The organism is Streptomyces sp. NPDC043680 (assembly GCF_056436685.1).
The window spans coordinates 204,270-223,488 of sequence record NZ_JBWKCE010000001.1; the positions used below are offsets into that span (position 1 = coordinate 204,270).

Annotated in this window: 20 protein-coding genes; 3 read left to right on the forward strand and 17 right to left on the reverse strand. The window is 69.9% G+C overall.

Annotation, left to right across the window (positions count from 1 at the left end; all coding sequences use genetic code 11):
* Positions 1-58 precede the first annotated feature (58 nt).
* The 3 genes from AC0666_RS00875 to AC0666_RS00885 all read left to right on the forward strand — a co-directional run bounded on the left by AC0666_RS00875 (position 59) and on the right by AC0666_RS00885 (position 3,881).
* Entirely contained in the window at positions 59-1,204 is a 1,146-nt protein-coding gene (locus tag AC0666_RS00875) for a sensor histidine kinase (RefSeq protein WP_478706984.1), read from the forward strand.
* A complete protein-coding gene (locus AC0666_RS00880; protein WP_478706867.1) occupies positions 1,201-1,878 on the forward strand; it encodes a response regulator in 678 nt (225 codons plus the stop codon). The genes AC0666_RS00875 and AC0666_RS00880 overlap by 4 nt, the downstream gene beginning before the upstream one ends.
* Before the next feature lie 155 nt (positions 1,879-2,033).
* Positions 2,034-3,881, forward strand: a complete 1,848-nt coding sequence (locus AC0666_RS00885; protein WP_478706868.1) for a glycosyl hydrolase family 18 protein — start codon at positions 2,034-2,036, stop codon at positions 3,879-3,881.
* Positions 3,882-3,974: 93 nt separating this feature from the next.
* Here the strand turns inward: AC0666_RS00885 and AC0666_RS00890 are convergent, their stop codons facing one another.
* From AC0666_RS00890 to rpmE, 17 genes are all read right to left on the reverse strand, one after another.
* A complete protein-coding gene (locus AC0666_RS00890; RefSeq protein ID WP_356849412.1) occupies positions 3,975-4,421 on the reverse strand; it encodes a DUF2550 domain-containing protein in 447 nt (148 codons plus the stop codon).
* A 132-nt stretch (positions 4,422-4,553) separates the two neighbouring features.
* Positions 4,554-4,928 carry a F0F1 ATP synthase subunit epsilon gene (locus AC0666_RS00895; RefSeq protein WP_008738187.1) on the reverse strand — a complete coding sequence of 125 codons (375 nt, stop codon included), beginning with the start codon at positions 4,926-4,928 and terminating at the stop codon, positions 4,554-4,556.
* A gap of 140 nt (positions 4,929-5,068) precedes the next feature.
* Complete coding sequence (atpD, locus tag AC0666_RS00900) at positions 5,069-6,511, reverse strand: F0F1 ATP synthase subunit beta (protein WP_468963311.1); 1,443 nt, start codon at positions 6,509-6,511, stop codon at positions 5,069-5,071.
* Positions 6,511-7,428, reverse strand: coding sequence for a F0F1 ATP synthase subunit gamma (locus AC0666_RS00905; RefSeq protein WP_361714854.1), 918 nt, complete (start codon positions 7,426-7,428; stop codon positions 6,511-6,513). The genes atpD and AC0666_RS00905 overlap by 1 nt, the downstream gene beginning before the upstream one ends.
* A 20-nt stretch (positions 7,429-7,448) precedes the next feature.
* Positions 7,449-9,044: a F0F1 ATP synthase subunit alpha gene (atpA, locus tag AC0666_RS00910; protein ID WP_468581407.1), complete on the reverse strand. Its 1,596-nt coding sequence runs from the start codon at positions 9,042-9,044 to the stop codon at positions 7,449-7,451.
* 129 nt (positions 9,045-9,173) lie between these two features.
* A complete protein-coding gene (locus AC0666_RS00915) occupies positions 9,174-9,989 on the reverse strand; it encodes a F0F1 ATP synthase subunit delta (protein WP_468581408.1) in 816 nt (271 codons plus the stop codon).
* Complete coding sequence (locus AC0666_RS00920; RefSeq protein ID WP_361714846.1) at positions 9,986-10,528, reverse strand: F0F1 ATP synthase subunit B; 543 nt, start codon at positions 10,526-10,528, stop codon at positions 9,986-9,988. The genes AC0666_RS00915 and AC0666_RS00920 overlap by 4 nt, the downstream gene beginning before the upstream one ends.
* Before the next feature lie 41 nt (positions 10,529-10,569).
* A complete protein-coding gene (gene atpE, locus AC0666_RS00925) occupies positions 10,570-10,803 on the reverse strand; it encodes an ATP synthase F0 subunit C (protein ID WP_355965164.1) in 234 nt (77 codons plus the stop codon).
* A gap of 77 nt (positions 10,804-10,880) precedes the next feature.
* A complete protein-coding gene (gene atpB / locus AC0666_RS00930) occupies positions 10,881-11,717 on the reverse strand; it encodes a F0F1 ATP synthase subunit A (RefSeq protein WP_361715064.1) in 837 nt (278 codons plus the stop codon).
* A 210-nt stretch (positions 11,718-11,927) separates the two neighbouring features.
* Positions 11,928-12,362: a Cg1360 family ATP-synthase-associated protein gene (locus AC0666_RS00935; RefSeq protein ID WP_356849420.1), complete on the reverse strand. Its 435-nt coding sequence runs from the start codon at positions 12,360-12,362 to the stop codon at positions 11,928-11,930.
* Between the two features lie 274 nt (positions 12,363-12,636).
* Complete coding sequence (locus AC0666_RS00940) at positions 12,637-13,971, reverse strand: MraY family glycosyltransferase (RefSeq protein ID WP_478706985.1); 1,335 nt, start codon at positions 13,969-13,971, stop codon at positions 12,637-12,639.
* 105 nt (positions 13,972-14,076) lie between these two features.
* Positions 14,077-15,306, reverse strand: coding sequence for a serine hydroxymethyltransferase (locus AC0666_RS00945; protein ID WP_478706869.1), 1,230 nt, complete (start codon positions 15,304-15,306; stop codon positions 14,077-14,079).
* Positions 15,307-15,444: 138 nt separating this feature from the next.
* Positions 15,445-16,101: an arsenate reductase/protein-tyrosine-phosphatase family protein gene (locus tag AC0666_RS00950; protein WP_468963309.1), complete on the reverse strand. Its 657-nt coding sequence runs from the start codon at positions 16,099-16,101 to the stop codon at positions 15,445-15,447.
* A complete protein-coding gene (locus AC0666_RS00955) occupies positions 16,098-16,745 on the reverse strand; it encodes an L-threonylcarbamoyladenylate synthase (RefSeq protein WP_468581413.1) in 648 nt (215 codons plus the stop codon). Before AC0666_RS00955 ends, AC0666_RS00950 begins: the two co-directional genes overlap by 4 nt.
* Before the next feature lie 46 nt (positions 16,746-16,791).
* A complete protein-coding gene (gene prmC, locus AC0666_RS00960) occupies positions 16,792-17,637 on the reverse strand; it encodes a peptide chain release factor N(5)-glutamine methyltransferase (RefSeq protein ID WP_361714832.1) in 846 nt (281 codons plus the stop codon).
* A 55-nt stretch (positions 17,638-17,692) separates the two neighbouring features.
* Positions 17,693-18,772, reverse strand: coding sequence for a peptide chain release factor 1 (gene prfA / locus AC0666_RS00965; protein ID WP_468581414.1), 1,080 nt, complete (start codon positions 18,770-18,772; stop codon positions 17,693-17,695).
* Positions 18,773-18,883: 111 nt separating this feature from the next.
* Positions 18,884-19,102: a 50S ribosomal protein L31 gene (rpmE, locus tag AC0666_RS00970; protein WP_030153765.1), complete on the reverse strand. Its 219-nt coding sequence runs from the start codon at positions 19,100-19,102 to the stop codon at positions 18,884-18,886.
* Positions 19,103-19,219: the final 117 nt, after the last annotated feature.

The window sequence follows — 19,219 nt, forward strand, 5'->3', positions numbered from 1 at the left end:
CCGGCCGCGCCCCGCCCTCCGGCCGCACGCCGTCTTCCGGCCGCACCGCCACGACGTCCTGCTCGCCGCGCTGAGCGTCCTCGCGGGGGTGGTCCTGTGGGGGCTCGGCATCTACAGCACCGGCAACCGGCACTTCTTCCCCGCCTGGGCCGCGCTGGTCCCCCTCCTCGCCCTCGGTGCCGTCAGCCTGCTGCGCCGCACCGCCCCCCGGGTCGGGGTGGTCGTCGGCACGGTCGGGGTCATCGCCGACCAGTTCACCGTGGGGAACCTGGGCACCGTCCTGATCTTCACGGACTTGATGTACGCGGCCGTGGTCTACGGGAAACCCTCGATGGCCCGCCGGCTGCCGGTCTCCACCGGCCTGGTCACCGTCGCCGTCACCATCGCCTCCGTGGCCTGGCTGCGCACCCCGCAGGCGCTGATGATCGGCGTGATCACCGGCATCGTGAGCTTCGGCCCCGCCCTGACCGGAGCCACCCTGCGCAACCACCGCGAGGCCGCGGAGGCCGCCCGGCTGCGGGCCGAGCAGACCGCGCTGCTGGCCGAAATGGATCGCCACCAGGCGGTGGTCGCCGAGCGCGCCCGGATGGCCCGCGAGCTGCACGACATGGTGGCCAACCACCTGTCCGCCATCGCGATCCACTCCACCGCCGCGCTCTCCATCGACTCCCCCGCCACCAGCCGCGAGGCCCTCGGGGTGATCCGGGAGAACAGCGTGGAGGGGCTGGCCGAAATGCGCCGGCTGATCGGGCTGCTGCGGGACGCGGGCGCCGAGCAGGAGCCGGCCGCCACGCCTTCGCTCGCCGGACTGGACGCCCTGCTGGGGCAGGCCCGTGTCAACGGCTCGGCGAGCGGGCTGGACTTCGTACTCCGTGACGAGCGGCCGCCCGGGAAGCCGGTCCCGGCTCCGGTGGAGCTGGCCGCCTACCGGATCGTGCAGGAGTCGCTGACCAACGCCCTCAAGCACGCGGCGCCGGGCATGGTCCGGGTCGGGGTGTCGCACGCGGACGGGCTGCTGACCGTACGGGTGGAATCGCCGTACGGGCACCGGCCGGGCCCCCGCGCGCCCGGCTCCGGCGCCGGGCTGGTCGGCATGCGGGAGCGGACGGAACTGCTGGGCGGCCGGTTCGAGGCGGGCCGGGCCGGGTCGGTGTGGCAGGTGCGGGCGGTCCTGCCCGCGGAGGAGAAGGCGGTGACCGGGTGACGATCCGGGTGGTGGTGGCGGAGGACCAGAGCGCGGTGCGGGCCGGGCTGGTGCTGATCCTGCGCAGCGCCGGCGACATCGAGGTGGCGGGCGAGGCCGCGGACGGGGAGGAGGCGGTGCGCCTGGCCCGGGAAATGCGGCCGGATCTCGTCCTCATGGACGTGCAGATGCCGCGGCTGGACGGCGTGTCGGCGACCCGCCAGGTGGTGGCGGAGGGGCTGGCCGACGTCCTGGTGCTGACCACCTTCGACCTCGACGCGTACGTGTTCGGCGCACTGCGGGCGGGGGCCGCGGGCTTCCTGCTGAAGAACGCGGAGGCGGCCGAGCTGATCGAGGCGGTACGGACCGTCGCACGCGGCGAGGGCCTGATCGCCCCGGCGGTGACGCGGCGGCTGATCGCCGAGTTCGCGGCCCCGCAGCCGGTGCGGCCCTGCGTGCCGCCCGAGCGTGCCGCGGCGGTGGCCTCGCTGACGCGCCGGGAGCGGGAGGTGCTGGGCTGCCTGGGCGACGGGCTCGCGAACGCGGAGATCGCGGTGCGGCTGGAGATGGCGGAGGCGACGGTGAAGACGCACGTCAGCCGGCTGCTGGGGAAGCTGGAGCTGCGCAGCCGGGTCCAGGCGGCGGTGCTGGCAAGGGAGTTGGGGCTCCAGCAGGACTCCGGCGAGCCGGGCTGACAGGAGGTCTGGACCTCTTGACGCTTGGTCCAGACCTTTCTACGCTCGCCGGAACTGTGGTGAGCGTGCCATGACAACACGCTCACGGGCGGCGCAGGTCCCATCCCCAGTCGTAGTCGGCCCCACGGCCACGACGGACCTACGGAGGAGCACCCTTGAGCACAGCACCCCCACCCCGCTTCCGACTGATCCGGCGGCTCGCCGCGACCGTGGCCGCCTTCGCCCTGCCTGTCGCGGGGCTCGTGGCCCTGGCGGCCCCTGCCGAGGCCGCCGCCTCCGCGACGGCGACGTACACGAAGGTCTCCGACTGGGGCTCCGGCTTCGAGGGCAAGTGGACGGTGAAGAACACCGGCACCACCACCCTCACCAGCTGGACCGTGGAGTGGGACTACCCCGCGGGCACGACCGTCACCTCGGCCTGGGACGCCACCGTCACCAGCTCCGGCACCCACTGGACCGGCAAGAACGTCGGGTGGAACGGCACCCTGGCCCCCGGGGCCGCGGTCAGCTTCGGCTTCAACGGCGCCGGCCCGGGCGCCCCCGGCGGCTGCAAGATCAACGGCGGCTCCTGTGACGGCGGCACCACCCCCACCGACAGCCCGCCGTCGGCCCCCGGCACCCCGACCGCGAGCGGGGTCACCGACACCTCGCTCACCCTCGGCTGGACCGCCGCCACCGACGACAAGGGCATCAAGAACTACGACGTCTACCGCGGCGGCACCAAGATCGCGACCGTCACGGGCACCAGCTTCGGCGACTCCGGCCTGACCAAGGGCACCACGTACGCGTACAGCGTGACCGCCCGCGACACCGCCGGCCAGACCGGCCCGTCCTCCGGCACCCTCTCGGTCACCACGACCGGCGGCGGCACCACTCCCCCGGACCCGGGCGGCAAGGTCAAGCTCGGCTACTTCACCGAGTGGGGCGTCTACGGCCGCAACTACCACGTGAAGAACCTGGTGACCTCCGGATCCGCCGCGAAGATCACCCACATCAACTACGCCTTCGGCAACGTGCAGGGCGGCAAGTGCACCATCGGCGACTCCTACGCCGACTACGACAAGGCCTACACCGCCGACCAGGCCGTCGACGGCGTCGCCGACACCTGGGACCAGCCGCTGCGCGGCAACTTCAACCAGCTGCGCAAGCTCAAGGCCAAGTACCCGGGCATCAAGGTGCTGTGGTCCTTCGGCGGCTGGACCTGGTCCGGCGGCTTCGGCCAGGCCGCGGCGAACCCGGCCGCCTTCGCCGACTCCTGCTACAGCCTGGTCGAGGACCCGCGCTGGGCGGACGTCTTCGACGGCATCGACATCGACTGGGAGTACCCGAACGCCTGCGGGCTGTCATGCGACACCAGCGGCGCCGCCTCCCTGAAGAACGTGCTCTCCGCCCTGCGCGCCAAGTTCGGCGGCAGCAACCTGGTCACCGCCGCGATCTCCGCGGACGGCTCCAACGGCGGCAAGCTCGACCTCGCCGACTACGCGGGCGCCGCGCAGTACGTCGACTTCTACAACGTCATGACCTACGACTTCTTCGGCGCGTGGGACGCCAAGGGCCCGACCGCCCCCCACTCCCCGCTCACCTCCTACGCCGGCATCCCGATCGCCGGGTTCAACTCCGAGGCCGCCATCACGAAGCTCAAGGGCAAGGGCATCGCCGGCGCCAAGCTCAACCTCGGCATCGGCTTCTACGGCCGCGGCTGGACCGGCGTGACCCAGGACGCCCCCGGCGGCGCCGCCACCGGGCCCGCCGCGGGCACGTACGAGCAGGGCATCGAGGACTACAAGGTGCTCAAGGGCAGCTGCCCGGCCACCGGGACCGTCGCCGGCACGGCCTACGCCAAGTGCGGCAGCAACTGGTGGAGCTACGACACCCCCGCCACCGTCGCCGGGAAGATGACCTGGGCCAGGCAGCAGGGCCTCAAGGGCGCCTTCTTCTGGGAATTCAGCGGCGACACCGCGAACGGCGAGCTCGCCAACGCGATCCACACCGGACTGCAGTGAACCCCACACCGCCCCGGTGACATGACGAAGCCGGGGAGACGGGTCCGCCCCCGTCTCCCCGGCTTCTTCGCGTACCGAAGGCGGTGTCCGCGCCTACGCGACGTTCACCCTCTGCCCCGGAGGCGCCGCCTCCAGCCAGGCCAGGAAACCGGTCAGCGCGTCCTCGCTCATCGCCAGCTCCAGGCGGGTCCCCCGGTGGAGACAGCCGAGCACGACGGCGTCGGAGAGCAGCGCCAGCTCCTCCTCGCCCTCGGGGGCGCGGCGGGCGATCACCTCGATGGAGGCCCGCTCCAGCAGCCGGCGCGGCCGGGGCGAGTACGAAAAGACGCGGAACCAGTCGATCCGGTCACCGCTGTAGCGGGCCACCCCGTACACCCAGCCCTTGCCGGAGACGTCGGGCTCCTCGGAGACGCCCCAGCGCAGACTGCAGTCGAAGGTGCCGCCGGAACGCTGGATGAGTCTGCGGCGCAGGCCGAACACAAACAGCCCGATCACCACCAGGGCTACGACCAGGCCGCTCACAAGCAGAGCGAGGAGCATCTTTCACCGACCTCCTCGCTCATCGACATACCGCACACGAAAAAGCACCTGCATCGCCTCAGCCGCGACCCGGTCTGGAAAATTCCAGAACCGGACCGCGGCTGAGGTCTCACACCTGTTCGGTTACGGGGCTCAGTGCCCCGTGACCGCGCGCAGCCGGACATCGGCGCGACGCTCGGCGGCCGCATCGGCCTCCGACTTCGCGCGCTCCAGTGCCCGCTCCGCCCGCTGGACGTCAATCTCGTCGGCGAGCTCGGCGATCTCGGCCAGCAGGGACAGCTTGTTGTCCGCGAACGAGATGAATCCGCCGTGCACCGCGGCGACGACAGTGTTGCCCTCGCTGGTACGGATGGTCACCGGGCCCGATTCCAGCACACCGAGAAGCGGCTGGTGACCGGGCATGACGCCGATGTCGCCGGACGTGGTGCGGGCGACAACAAGGGTGGCCTCGCCGGACCAGACATTGCGGTCCGCCGCGACCAGCTCGACGTGCAGCTCAGCAGCCAAGGTGGCTCCTCGGGTCACCACCCGGCGGGTCAGCCGGGTGTTGGGTCAAATTCTAATGGGCGTGGGGAGAGGGACGGGACACACCCGCCCCTCTCCGGAGAAACCTGCGACCGGATGCGCTCCCGGAGGAGCGCGCCGGATCAGGAGACGCCCAGCTCCTTGGCGTTGGCCTTCAGGTCCTCGATGCCACCGCACATGAAGAACGCCTGCTCGGGGAAGTGGTCGTACTCACCGTCGCAGATCGCGTTGAACGCGGTGATCGACTCGTCGAGCGGAACGTCCGAACCGTCCACGCCGGTGAACTGCTTGGCGACGTGGGTGTTCTGCGACAGGAAGCGCTCGACGCGACGGGCACGGTGGACAACGAGCTTGTCCTCCTCGCCCAGCTCGTCGATACCGAGGATCGCGATGATGTCCTGGAGGTCCTTGTACTTCTGGAGGATCCCCTTGACGCGCATGGCGGTCGCGTAGTGGTCCGCCGCGATGTACCGCGGGTCGAGGATGCGGGACGTCGAGTCCAGCGGGTCCACGGCCGGGTAGATGCCCTTCTCGGAGATCGGACGGGAGAGAACCGTCGTCGCGTCGAGGTGGGCGAAGGTGGTCGCCGGCGCCGGGTCGGTCAGGTCGTCCGCGGGGACGTAGATCGCCTGCATCGAGGTGATCGAGTGACCACGGGTCGAGGTGATGCGCTCCTGGAGGAGACCCATCTCGTCGGCCAGGTTCGGCTGGTAACCCACCGCGGAGGGCATACGGCCGAGCAGGGTCGACACCTCGGAACCCGCCTGGGTGTACCGGAAGATGTTGTCGATGAAGAAGAGCACGTCCTGCTTCTGCACATCGCGGAAGTACTCCGCCATGGTCAGACCGGCGAGGGCGACGCGCAGACGGGTGCCCGGGGGCTCGTCCATCTGGCCGAAGACGAGGGCCGTCTTGTCGATGACGCCCGAGTCGTGCATTTCCTCGATGAGGTCGTTGCCCTCACGGGTACGCTCACCGACGCCCGCGAAGACCGACACACCGTCGTGGTTGTTGGCGACGCGGTAGATCATTTCCTGGATCAGAACGGTCTTGCCGACACCGGCACCACCGAACAGACCGATCTTTCCACCCTTGACGTACGGGGTGAGGAGGTCGATGACCTTGACGCCGGTCTCGAACATCTCGGTCTTCGACTCAAGCTCGTCGAAGTTCGGGGCCTTGCGGTGGATCGGCCAGCGCTCGGTCACCTCGGCGTTGGCCTCGGGGACGTTGAGCACCTCACCCAGGGTGTTGAACACCTTGCCCTTGGTGAAGTCGCCGACCGGGACGGTGATGCCCGTTCCCGTGTCGGTGACCGGGGCCTGGCGGACCAGACCGTCGGTCGGCTGCATCGAGATGGTACGGACGAGGCCGTCACCCAGGTGCTGCGCGACCTCAAGGGTCAGGGTCTTGAGCTTGCCGTCCTCGGCCGGGTCGGCGACCTGGACCTTGAGGGCGTTGTAGATCTCGGGCATCGCGTCGACGGGGAACTCCACGTCGACGACCGGGCCGATGACCCGGGCGACGCGGCCCGTGGCGGCGGCCGTCTCAACAGTGGTCGTCATTACTTGTCACTCCCCGCGGTCGCGTCGGCCATGGCGCTCGCGCCACCGACGATCTCGCTGATTTCCTGGGTGATTTCGGCCTGGCGGGCCGCGTTGGCAAGCCGGGAGAGGCTCTTGATGAGGTCCCCGGCGTTGTCGGTCGCCGACTTCATCGCGCGGCGGCGGGCGGCGTGCTCGGAGGCAGCCGACTGCAGCAGTGCGTTGTAGATGCGGCTCTCGACGTAGCGCGGCAGCAGGGCGTCGAGGACGTCCTCCGCCGACGGCTCGAAGTCGAACAGCGGAAGGATCTCGCCCTTCGTACCGCTCTCCTCCGCAGCCTGGTCGAGGCTGAGCGGCAGCATCCGGTTGTCGACCGCGTTCTGCGTCATCATCGACACGAATTCCGTGTAGACGATGTGCAGCTCGTCGATGCCGCCCTCGGCGGTGTCCGCCTGGATGGCCTCGATCAGCGGCCCCGCGACGCGCTTGGCGTCGGCGTACTCCGGCCTGTCGGTGAAGCCGGTCCACGAGTCCGCGATCTTGCGCTCGCGGAACCCGTAGTACGCGACACCCTTGCGGCCGACGATGTAGGCGTCGACCTCCTTGCCCTCAGCGCGCAGCCGCTCGGTGAGCCGGTCGGCCTGCTTGATGGCGTTCGAGGAGTAGCCGCCGGCCAGACCGCGGTCGCTCGTGATGAGCAGGACCGCGGCGCGGGTCGGCGACTCGACCTCGGTGGTCAGGGCGTGCTTGGCGTTCGAACCGGTCGCCACCGCGGTCACCGCACGGGTGAGCTCGGTCGCGTACGGCATCGATGCCGCCACCTTGCGCTGCGCCTTGACGATGCGCGAGGCGGAGATCATCTCCATCGCCTTGGTGATCTTCTTGGTCGCCGTGATGGCACGGATGCGACGCTTGTAGACCCGGAGCTGCGCTCCCATGAGTCAGGTCCCTTCCGTCGTCACTTGGAGACGTTGACGGCCGGTGCGTCCTCGCCCAGGAGCTTGCCGTCCGAGGTCTCGAACTGGCGCTTGAAGCCGGCGATGGCGTCAGCGATCGACGTCAGGGTGTCGTCCGACATCTTGCCGCCCTCGGCGATGGAGGTGAGGAGGTCCTTGCGCTCACGGCGCAGGTACTCCAGCAGCTCCGACTCGAAGCGGCGGATGTCGGCCACCGGGACGTCGTCCATCTTGCCGGTGGTGCCGGCCCAGACGGAGACGACCTGCTCCTCGACGGGCATCGGCTGGTACTGGCCCTGCTTCAGCAGCTCGACCATGCGCTTGCCGCGCTCCAGCGAGGCCTTCGACGCGGCGTCCAGGTCGGAACCGAAGGCGGCGAACGCCTCCAGCTCGCGGTACTGGGCCAGGTCCACGCGCAGACGGCCGGAAACCTGCTTCATGGCCTTGTGCTGCGCGGAACCACCGACACGGGAAACCGAGATACCGACGTTCAGCGCCGGGCGCTGGCCCGCGTTGAACAGGTCGGACTCCAGGAAGCACTGGCCGTCGGTGATGGAGATGACGTTGGTCGGGATGAACGCCGAGACGTCGTTGGCCTTGGTCTCGACGATCGGCAGACCGGTCATCGAACCGGCGCCCATGTCGTCGGAGAGCTTGGCGCAACGCTCCAGCAGCCGCGAGTGCAGGTAGAAGACGTCACCCGGGTAGGCCTCACGGCCCGGCGGGCGGCGCAGCAGCAGCGACACGGCGCGGTAGGCGTCGGCCTGCTTCGACAGGTCGTCGAAGATGATCAGGACGTGCTTGCCGGCGTACATCCAGTGCTGGCCGATGGCGGAACCGGTGTACGGCGCCAGGTACTTGAAGCCGGCCGGGTCGGACGCCGGGGCGGCGACGATCGTCGTGTACTCCAGCGCGCCGGCCTCTTCCAGGGCGCCGCGCACGGACGCGATGGTCGAGCCCTTCTGGCCGATGGCGACGTAGATGCAGCGGACCTGCTTGTTCACGTCGCCCGAGCGCCAGTTGTCGCGCTGGTTGATGATCGTGTCGACGGCCAGGGCGGTCTTGCCGGTCTGGCGGTCACCGATGATCAGCTGACGCTGGCCACGGCCGATCGGCACCATCGCGTCGACGGCCTTGTAGCCGGTCTGCATCGGCTCGTGCACCGACTTGCGGACCATGACGCCCGGGGCCTGCAGTTCGAGGGCGCGACGGCCCTCGGTCGCGATCTCGCCGAGGCCGTCGATCGGGTTGCCGAGCGGGTCGACAACGCGGCCGAGGTAGCCCTCGCCGACACCTACGGAGAGAACCTCACCGGTGCGCTGCACCGGCTGGCCCTCTTCGATGCCGTTGAACTCGCCGAGGACGATCGCACCGATCTCGCGCTCCTCAAGGTTGAGGGCGAGACCGAGGGTGCCGTCCTCGAACTTCAGCAGCTCGTTCGCCATGGCGGAGGGCAGACCCTCCACCTTCGCGATGCCGTCGCCGGCAACGCTGACCGTTCCGACCTCCTCGCGCGAGGCCGCGTCCGGCTGGTACGACTGGACAAAGTTCTCCAGTGCGTCCCGGATCTCCTCCGGCCGGATCGTGAGCTCCGCCATCTGGGTTCCCTGCTCTCCTTGTTGGGCCTGAAGCTTCTTAGGGGTCTGGGGGCGACCCCCAGGAATCTTCTGCAAGTTCTGCACGGCCCAACCGGGCCGCTAGGAATGCGTTGTTCTTTTGGTGGCCGGTCAGCCGGCCATGCGGCGGGAGGCCTCGGAGAGGCGCTCCGCGACACTGCCGTCGATGACCTCGTCGCCGACGCGCACCACGATCCCGCCGAGGACCGAGGGGTCCACGTCCAGGTTCAGGTGCATCTGGCGGCCGTACAGCTTCGCCAGCACCGCGCCGAGACGCTGCCGCTGCACGTCGCTGAGCGGAACCGCGGTGGTCACGGTGGCGACCATGCGGTTGCGGCGCTCGGCGGCGAGCTTGGACAGGGACTCGAGTCCCGCCTCCAGGCTACGTCCACGCGGGTGCGTGACGAGACGCGTGACCAGACGCTCGGTGACCGCGTTCGCCTTGCCGCCGAGCAGGCTGCGCAGCAGCGTGCTCTTAGCGGAGGCGGTGGCCCCCCGGTCGGTCAGCGCGGAGCGCAGCCCGGTGTTCGAGGCGACGATCCGGCCGAACCGGAAGATCTCGTCCTCGACGTTGTCCAGCGCGTCACCCTGCTGGGCCGCCGTGAGGTCGGCGGTGGCCGCCAGCTCCTCCAGCGAGTCCACCAGGTCGCGGGACTGCGACCAGCGGGACCGGACCATGCCCGACAGCAGGTCGAGGGTCTCCCCGCCGACCTGGCCGGCCAGCAGCCGGCCCGCCAGCTCGGCCTTGGCCTCGCCGGACTGCGCCGGGTCGGTGAGGACCCGACGCAGCGAGACCTCACGGTCGAGCAGCGCGGTGACGGCAGCCAGCTCACCGGCGAGCTTCGCCGCGTCGACGGACGTGTTGTCCGTCAGCGCGTCGAGACGCTCACGCGCGGAGGCCAGCGCCTCGCGGCTCGCTCCGTTCATCGGGCCGCCTCGGCCTTCTCCTCAAGCTCGCTGAGGAAGCGGTCGATGGTGCGGCTCTGACGGGCGACGTCCTCAAGGGACTCACCGACGAGCTTGCCGGCCAGGTCGGTGGCGAGCTTGCCCACGTCCTGACGCAGCGCCTGAGAGGCGGCCTTGCGGTCGGCCTCGATCTGGGCGTGGCCGGCAGCGATGATCTCCTCACGCTGCCGCTGGCCCTCTGCGCGCAGTTCTTCCTTGAGCGCAGTGCCCTGCTCCAGCGCTTCCTGGCGCAGGCGCGCGGCCTCGTGCCGGGCTTCGGCGAGCTGGGCCTTGTACTGCTCCAGCACGCTCTGGGCCTCGGTCTGAGCGGCCTCAGCCTTCTCGATACCGCCCTCGATGGCCTCGCGACGCTCGTCCAGAACCTTGTTGATGTTCGGGAGGAGCTTCTTCGCGAGGAAACCGAAGACGATGACGAAGGCGATCAGACCGATGACGAGCTCGGGGATCGGCGGAATGAGGGGGTTTTCGGCCTCCTCAGCCGCGAGAACCAGGAGGTTCACATCAGTGCCTTTCGTCTAATCGGACTAGTGGTCGGCTCGTCTTAGTAGACGAACGGCATGACCAGACCGATGAGGGCGAGCGCCTCACAGAAGGCGAAGCCGAGGATCTGGTTGGCGCGGATCAGACCGGCAGCCTCGGGCTGACGGGCGAGAGCCTGCGTGCCGTTACCGAAGATGATGCCGACGCCGACGCCCGGGCCGATGGCCGCGAGGCCGTAACCGATGGAGCTGAGGGAACCGGTGACGCCTTCGGCGGCAGCAAGGATCTGGGACATGCCAGTTCTTCCTTCTCTTTCACGGACCGGTGGGGGTTGGCCACCGGACGACAAGGGGGTTTGGGGGTGGGCCGGACTCAGTGGTGCTCGGCGAGCGCGCCCTGGATGAAGCTGCAGGCCAGGAGGACGAAGACGTACGCCTGGACAGCCTGGATGAAGAGCTCGAAGGCGGTCATCACGACGACCATGATGAACGAGACGCCCGCGTAGGCGATCCCGATCCCGTTCAGCAGGTACCAGCTGGCGATGGTGAACAGCAGCAGCAGGGTGTGACCGGCGAACATGTTCGCGAAGAGTCGGACCGCGTGGGTGAAGGGGCGCACCAGGACGTTCGAGAAGAACTCGATGACCATGACGAGCGGAAGCACCGGGCCGAGCGACTTGTCGTAGCCGGTGAGGTTCTTGAAACCGCCGACGAAGCCGTGACGCTTGAACGTCACCGACATCCAGATGAAGTAGACGATCGCCGCGAGAACCGCCGGGTACGCGATGATCGAGGTCACCGGGAACTGTGCCACGGGGACGATCGACCAGACGTTCAGGATCCAGACGAAGAAGAACAGCGAGACCATGAAGGGGACGTACTTCTCGCCCTCCTTCTTGCCCAGCGTCTCGTACACGATGCCGCGGCGCACGAAGTCGTAGCCGGACTCGGCGACCATCTGGAGCTTGCCCGGGACGACCTTCGGCTTGCGGAAGGCCGCCCAGAAGAAGACGACGATGATCAGCGAGCCCAGCAGGGCCAGCAGCATCGGCTTGTTGAAGTACGCGCTCGTCAGGCCCGCTTCGCCCCACAGCGGCTCGAAGAGGAACGAGTGCAGGCCCGGGCCGGGGAAGCCGCATCCGTCGAAGATGTGACAGTCGGTCTCGAAAGCGAGCACCTGCGTCGGGTCACTCACCGCGGGCTCCTTCAGCGTGGCGCATAGGTACGGCAACCTCGTTGTGTCGGCGCGGCGCACGGCCGCGGTTCGGCACTGGACTGGTGTAACGGGTTTGGGGGCGGCGGTCTGGCATCGAGCCTCGCGATGGAACAGGCGTCAGCTCAGATGCCCGCGCCCGCAATGCCGCAGTTGGCACCGGACGATAGCAGCATCTCGAACGCGCCCTTATTCCGGCCCTACCCCTCACGACTTCGGCCCCGAATTTTCGGGCTTGTCGCCCTTCGAGTCCGGTTCGACGTAGAGGATCTTGGCCTTCATATGAGCACGCGTCTGTGCGCCGATCCACACGAGGGTGGTGGCGACGAGCGTGATCGCGAAGGCCTTGGGGTGGAACAGCGTCGTGTTCTTGAACACGGCGACAAAGACGAAGAGCAGCAGGATCTGGACCGTGTAGAGCATGAGCCCCATGGCCTGGAACAAGTGCGGCAGCGATTTCGCGGTGCGTTGCAGAATGACGAATCCGGCGCCCATGAAGAGCAGCACCACCAGCGTGGCGATGACGGCACCCAGCGCCCCCTTGCCGCCGGCCACGACAGCGCTGATGACGGCGGCAAGGCCGCCGGCAGCGGCTGTGGGCACAGCGGCGTGCAGGAGGGATCGGACGTCATCTGACCGCATGGCGGGTTGCTCCGCGTGGTGGTGGGGGCACGGGACTCGTACGGGACGAGCGTAAGCCCGGTCCGAGATCGAACCTCGGGCCAATGGACCGTCGCACTACGGTCCTTCGGCTCTGTCGCCGGGTTTAGTGAACGGTATCACAAACTATTTGATGAGAGCTTTACCCGGCGGGTGTGCCGACTGTCACACATGAGAGCTAACCCGCCCGTGTGTGCGCGACAACCGATGACCTTGTGTGCTAAAGGCCGCCCATGTCGGACATGCACCGGCGGCGTCAGCGCGCCGATCCGGCCTTACGCCGGTCGGGGAAGCGCGAACGGGGGCCTACCGCAGTCGCTCCGTTGACGCCGGACACACCCACCACGATCGGCCGGGCCGGCTCCGGCTCCAGGCCCGAGGCGTCCAGGGCGGCCGCCTCCGCGGCCCGCTCCGCGTGCCGGTAGCGCGGCGGCACCAGGAACTCGGCCCAGCGCGGCGCACGCGGGGTGAACCGCGGCAGGAGCAGCAGGACCAGGCCCACCGCGCTGAGCGCGACGATCACGAGCACGATCCACATCGAGGCCGAATGCACCGAGTAGGCCACCGCGCCGAAGGCGATCAGCCCCGACCAGAAGTACATGATCAGCACGGCACGGCTGTGGGAATGCCCGAGTTCCAGCAGCCGGTGGTGCAGGTGCCCGCGGTCCGCCGCGAAGGGCGACTTCCCGTTCCACGTGCGCCGGACGACGGCCAGGATCAGGTCGGTCATCGGGATGGCGATGATCGTGAGCGGCAGCAGCAGCGGGATGAAGACCGGCAGCATCGCGTGCGTGGCATTGCGCTCACCACCCGCGAACAGGGCCATGGTGTCCGGGTCCACCTGCCCCGTGATGGAGATCGCTGCGGCGGCGAGCACCAGGCCGATGAGCATCGAGCCGGAGTCGCCCATGAAGATCCGGGCGGGGTGCATGTTGTGCGGCAGGAAGCCGAGGCACATGCCCATCAGGATGGCGGCGAAGAGGGTGGCGGGCGCGGCCGCCTCGATGCCGTAGCCGAACCAGATCCGGTACGCGTACAGGAAGAACGCCGCGGAGGCGATGCACACCATGCCGGCGGCCAGCCCGTCGAGGCCGTCCACGAAGTTCACCGCGTTGATGGTGATCACCACGAGCGCCACGGTGAGCAGGTTGCCCTGCCACTGGGTCAGCGCCACCGTCCCGATCCACGGGACGGGGATCCACAGCATGGTCAGCCCCTGCATGACCATCACGCCGGCGGCGATCATCTGCGCGCCGAGCTTGATCAGGGCGTCGATCTCGAACTTGTCGTCGAGGACGCCGATCAGCCAGATCAGGGCGGCGCCCGAGAGCAGGGCCCGGGGTTCGTTCGACAGCTCGAAGACGCCGTTGAGGTTCTGCAGGTGGTCGGCGACCAGCAGGCCCGCGCACAGCCCGCCGAACATGGCGATGCCGCCCAGCCGCGGGGTGGGTTCGCGGTGGACGTCGCGGGCCCGGATCTCCGGCATGGCGCCGACCGCGATCGCGAACTTGCGCACGGGCCCGGTCAGCAGGTAGGTCACCGCGACCGTGACGCAAAGCGTCAGCAGATATTCACGCACGGGCTGCCCCAGATGTATCGCCGGCCATCTCAGCCCCACACATTAGCTGCGATGTCCCCGCCACCGAGGACGCGAGGGGTCCGTATGCCGGTTGCACCAGTTCCCCTTTTGTCTGCCTTACTCCCCGTACGGGGGAAATCCACCCGTCAGTTCGGTGACTTCCCTCCGGGTTCTCGTCGCGTTCCCCGTCAGCGCGGCGGTGAACAGCTCGGCGATCCGCGCCATTTCGGGCTCCCGCATGCCCTGGGTCGTCACGGCCGCCGTTCCGAGGCGGATCCCCCGCTGGTCCCCGTACGGCAGGGCGCACGTGTCGAGCACGATCCCGGCCGCGGCGAGCCGGGCGCGGGCGGAGGGCCCGTCGATGCCGAGGCCGGCCGGGTCGGCGACGATCAGGTGGGTGTCGGTGCCGCCCGTGGTCACGGCGAAGCCGCAGCCCTCCAGCTCCTGCGCCAGCACCCGCGCGTTGGCCACCACCCGATGGGCGTACGTGCTGAACGCGGGCGCGGCCGCCTCCCCGAAGGCCACCGCCTTCGCGGCGATCGTGTGCATCTGGGCACCGCCCTGGGTGAACGGGAACACCGCCCGGTCGATCCGCTCGGCGAACTCGGAGCCGCACAGGATCATCCCGCCGCGCGGGCCCCGCAGCACCTTGTGCGTGGTCGCGCAGACGATGTCCGCGTACGGGACCGGGCTGGGGGCCGCTCCGCCCGCGACCAGCCCGATGGGGTGCGCGGCGTCCGCGATGAGGAAGGCCCCCACCTCGTCGGCGATCTCCCGGAACGCCGCGTACTCGGGGTGGCGCGGGGAGGAGATCGACCCGCACACGATGGCCTTCGGCCGGTGCGTCCGGGCCAGGTTCTGCACCTGGTGGTAGTCGATGAGCCCGGTCTCGGCGTCGACCCCGTAGCCCACGAAGTCGAACCAGCGCCCGGAGAAATTGGCGGGCGAGCCGTGCGTCAGGTGGCCCCCGTACGCGAGCCCCATCGCGAGCACCGTGTCCCCCGGCCTCAGCAGCGCGGCGTACGCGGCCAGGACGGCCGCGGAGCCGGAGTGCGGCTGTACGTTGGCGTGCTCGACGCCGAACAGGGCGCAGGCCCGCTCGGCGGCGGCCCGCTCGGCGAGGTCGGCGTACTCGCAGCCGCCGTGGTAGCGGCGGCCCGGATAGCCCTCGGCGTACTTGTTGGCGAGCGCCGAGCCGAGCGCGGCCAGCACGGCGGGCGAGGTGAAGTTCTCGGCGGCGCTCAGCTGCAGAGTGGCGGCCTGCCGCTGCGCCTCACCGGCGAGGACGTCGGCCATCTGGGGGTCCTGCTGCCGCAGCAGGTCCGTGGGCGGGGTGATGACGCTCATGGCGCGACTCCAGTGGGCTGTCCCGGTACCCGCCACTCTAGGACGGCCCGGCCCGTTCCGCCCTGTGAGCCGTCCGCCGGGACCGGGTGCGTCGCCGCAGCCGGAGCGCGGCCGGACCGCGCCTGGGGGCCGGGAGGGTCAGCGGGCGGCCGTGACGCCCGTCAGGGCCGTCACCACCGGCTCCAGCGCCTGGTTGATCTCGTCGCCGATCGAGCGGAAGAAGGTGATCGGCGCGCCGTACGGGTCGTACACCTCGTCCGCGTCCGGCGAGGGCGCCAGCAGCCACCCGCGCAGCGCGGCCGCGGCCCGCACCAGGGCGCGGGCCCGCTCGGCCACCCCGTCGTCCAGCGGCGGCAGCGTGGCCGGGTCTATGGCCCGCACCAGCCGGGTGAACTCCTTCAGCGTGAAGGTCCGCAGCCCCGCCGAGTGCCCCATCGAGATGACCTGCGCCCGGTGGTCGCGGGTGGCCGTCAGCACGAGGTCCGCGCGGATCACGTGCTCGTCCAGCAGCTCCCGCCCGGTGAACCCGGAGGCGTCCGCGCCGAAGTCCGCCAGCACGGCCGCCGCGTTGGCCTCCATCGGGGCGCCCTCGTGCCCCCAGGTGCCCGCGCTCTCCACGATCAGACCGCTCGCCGGCAGCCCGCCCAGCCGGTGCGCCAGCGCATGCCGCGTCAGCCGCTCGGTGATGGGCGAACGGCACACGTTGCCGGTGCTGACGTGGAGGATGCGGAAGGTGTCTCCCTGAGCCAGCGCCGGGTGGTGCCCGCCTGCTATGCCACGCCCCTCAGGGCTCACGGGGCCACCTCAAGGTCGGGTACGACCTCGCGCAGCTGCTCGGCGGTCAGCGCCCCCTCGCGCAGCAGGACGGGAACCTTTCCGGTGACGTCGACGATCGAGGACGGCTGGATGCCCGGCGTCGGGCCGCCGTCCAGGTACACCGACACGGAGTCGCCCAGCATCGCCCGCGCCGCGTCGCAGTCCTCCGGCGCGGGCTGCCCCGACAGGTTCGCCGAGGACACCGCCATCGGGCCGACCTCGGTCAGCAGCTCGATCGCGACGGGGTGCAGGGGCATGCGGACGGCGACGGTGCCGTGGGTCTCGCCCAGGTCCCACGCCAGCGAGGGCTGGTGCTTGGCGACCAGCGTCAGTGCGCCCGGCCAGAAGGCGTCGACGAGCTCCCACGCCTGCTCGGAGAAGTCCGTGACGAGGCCGTGCAGGGTGTTCGGGGAGCCGATGAGCACCGGGACCGGCATGTTGCGGCCGCGCCCCTTGGCGGCCAGCAGGTCGCCGACGGCCTCCGCGCTGAAGGCGTCCGCGCCGATCCCGTACAGGGTGTCGGTGGGCAGCACGACGAGCTCGCCGCGGCGCACGGCGGAGGCGGCTTCGCGCAGACCCGTCTTGCGGTCCGTCGCGTCGTTGCAGTCGTATCGCCGGGCCATCAGCGGGACTCCTCGTGCAGCAGGGTGTTCTCGGGCAGGGGTGCGCTCACGGCAGGGCCTTGCGGGCGGTCGCGAAGCGCGGGCGGTTGTTCAGATCGGGATGGTCGGCGGCGTCGGCCCAGCCTCGCTCCTCGGCGAAGATCCACGGGACCTGGCCGCCCTGGGTGTCGGCGTGCTCGATGACGACGATGCCGCCGGGCCGCAGCAGCCGGTGCGCGGTGCGCTCGATGCCGCGGATGGTGTCGAGGCCGTCCTCGCCGGAGAACAGGGCCATCTCCGGATCGTGGTCGCGGGCCTCGGGGGCCACGTACTCCCACTCGGTGAGCGGGATGTACGGCGGGTTCGAGATGACCAGGTCGACCTGGCCGTCCAGCTCGGGCAGCGCGCTGAGCGCATCGCCCTGGTGGACGCTGACCCGGGAGCCCTCGGCGTTCTTGCGGGTCCACCGCAGGGCTTCCTCGGACAGCTCCACCGCGTGGACGCGCGAGCGCGGCACCTCCTGCGCCATGGCCAGCGCGATGGCGCCGGAACCGGTGCACAGGTCGACGATCAGCGGCTCGACGACGTCCATCGCCCGGACGGCGTGTATGGCCCAGTCGACGACCGACTCGGTCTCGGGCCGGGGCACGAAGACCCCCGGCCCAACCTGGAGCTCCAGGTACCGGAAGAAGGCGCGCCCGGTGATGTGCTGCAGCGGTTCGCGCGCCTCGCGCCGGGCGACGGCCTCCCAGTAGCGGGCGTCGAAGTCCGCGTCCTTGACGTGGTGCAGTTCCCCCCGCTTGACGCCGTGCACGAAGGCCGCGAGCTCCTCCGCGTCGAAGCGCGGTGAGGGCACGCCGGCGGCGGCCAGCCGCTGGGTGGCCTGGGCCACCTCGGCAAGCAGCAAGTTCACGCTGGTCCTCCGGGCTGCTGTCGTACGGGGGTGGTGCGGGGGCGGAGCGGGCGGATCAGTTCGCGGCGGCGAGCTTGGCGGCCGAGTCGGTGTCGACGCAGGCCTGGATGACCGGGTCGAGGTCGCCGTCGAGGACCTGGTCCAAGTTGTACGCCTTGAAGCCGGTCCGGTGGTCCGAGATCCGGTTTTCCGGGAAGTTGTACGTACGGATCTTCTCGGAGCGGTCCACGGAGCGCACCTGGCTGCGGCGCACGTCGGAGGCCTCCTGCTCGGCTGCTTCCTGGGCGGCCGCGAGCAGTCGCGAGCGAAGGATACGCATCGCCTGCTCCTTGTTCTGGAGCTGGCTCTTCTCGTTCTGGCAGGAGGCGACCACACCGGTCGGGATGTGCGTGATGCGCACGGCCGAGTCGGTGGTGTTGACGGACTGGCCGCCGGGGCCGGACGAGCGGTAGACGTCGATGCGCAGGTCGTTCGGGTTGATCTCGACCTCGACCTCCTCGGCCTCCGGGGTGACGAGCACGCCCGCGGCGGAGGTGTGGATGCGGCCCTGCGACTCGGTGGCCGGAACGCGCTGGACGCGGTGCACGCCGCCCTCGTACTTCAGGCGGGCCCAGACTCCCTGGCCGGGCTCGGTGGCACCGTTGCCGCCCTTGGTGCGGACGGAGACCTGCACGTCCTTGTAGCCGCCGAGCTCGGACTCGGTGGCGTCGATGATCTCGGTCTTCCAGCCCACCCGCTCGGCGTAGCGCAGGTACATGCGCAGCAGGTCGCCGGCGAAGAGGGCCGACTCGTCGCCGCCCGCGCCCGCCTTGACCTCCAGGAGCACGTCCTTGTCGTCGCTGGGGTCGCGCGGGACCAGCAGCAGGCGGAGCTTCTCGGTGAGCTCCTCGCGCTGCGTGCCCAGCTCCTTGACCTCGGCGGCGAAGTCCGGGTCGTCGGCCGCGAACTCCTTCGCGGTCTCGATGTCCTCCCCGGTCTGCTTCCACGCCCGGTAGGTCGCGATGATCGGGGTCAGCTCCGCGTAGCGCTTGTTGAGCTTGCGCGCGTTGGCCTGATCGGAGTGGACCGAAGGGTCGGCGAGCTTCTTCTCAAGATCGGCGTGTTCGCCGATCAGTTCCTCGACCGCCTCGAACATCGGGGGCTCCTGGGGTGAAAAGTACGAAAAAGGGCTGCGGGACGACAAAGGCGCCGGTCCGGCTGCCCCCGTGTGGACAGGGTGCAGCCGGGGTCCGGCGCCGGGGGCTCGCTACTTCGAGCCGGCAGCCTTGCCGAAGCGGGCCTCGAAGCGGGCGACACGGCCACCGGTGTCGAGGATCTTCTGCTTGCCCGTGTAGAACGGGTGGCACTCGGAGCAGACCTCGGCACGGATGGTGCCCTCGGTCAGGGTGCTGCGGGTGGTGAACGACGCGCCACAGGTGCAGCTGACCTGGGTCTCGACGTACTCGGGGTGAACATCGCGCTTCAAGGTGTCTCCTAGATTCGGGAGGGCGCCGGGTCGCAGGAGCCGAATTGCGCACTGCGTGAACCGGGGCCGACAGACCAGTCTGCCAGGACCGGGCTGCCTGTCAAAATTCTGAGGACG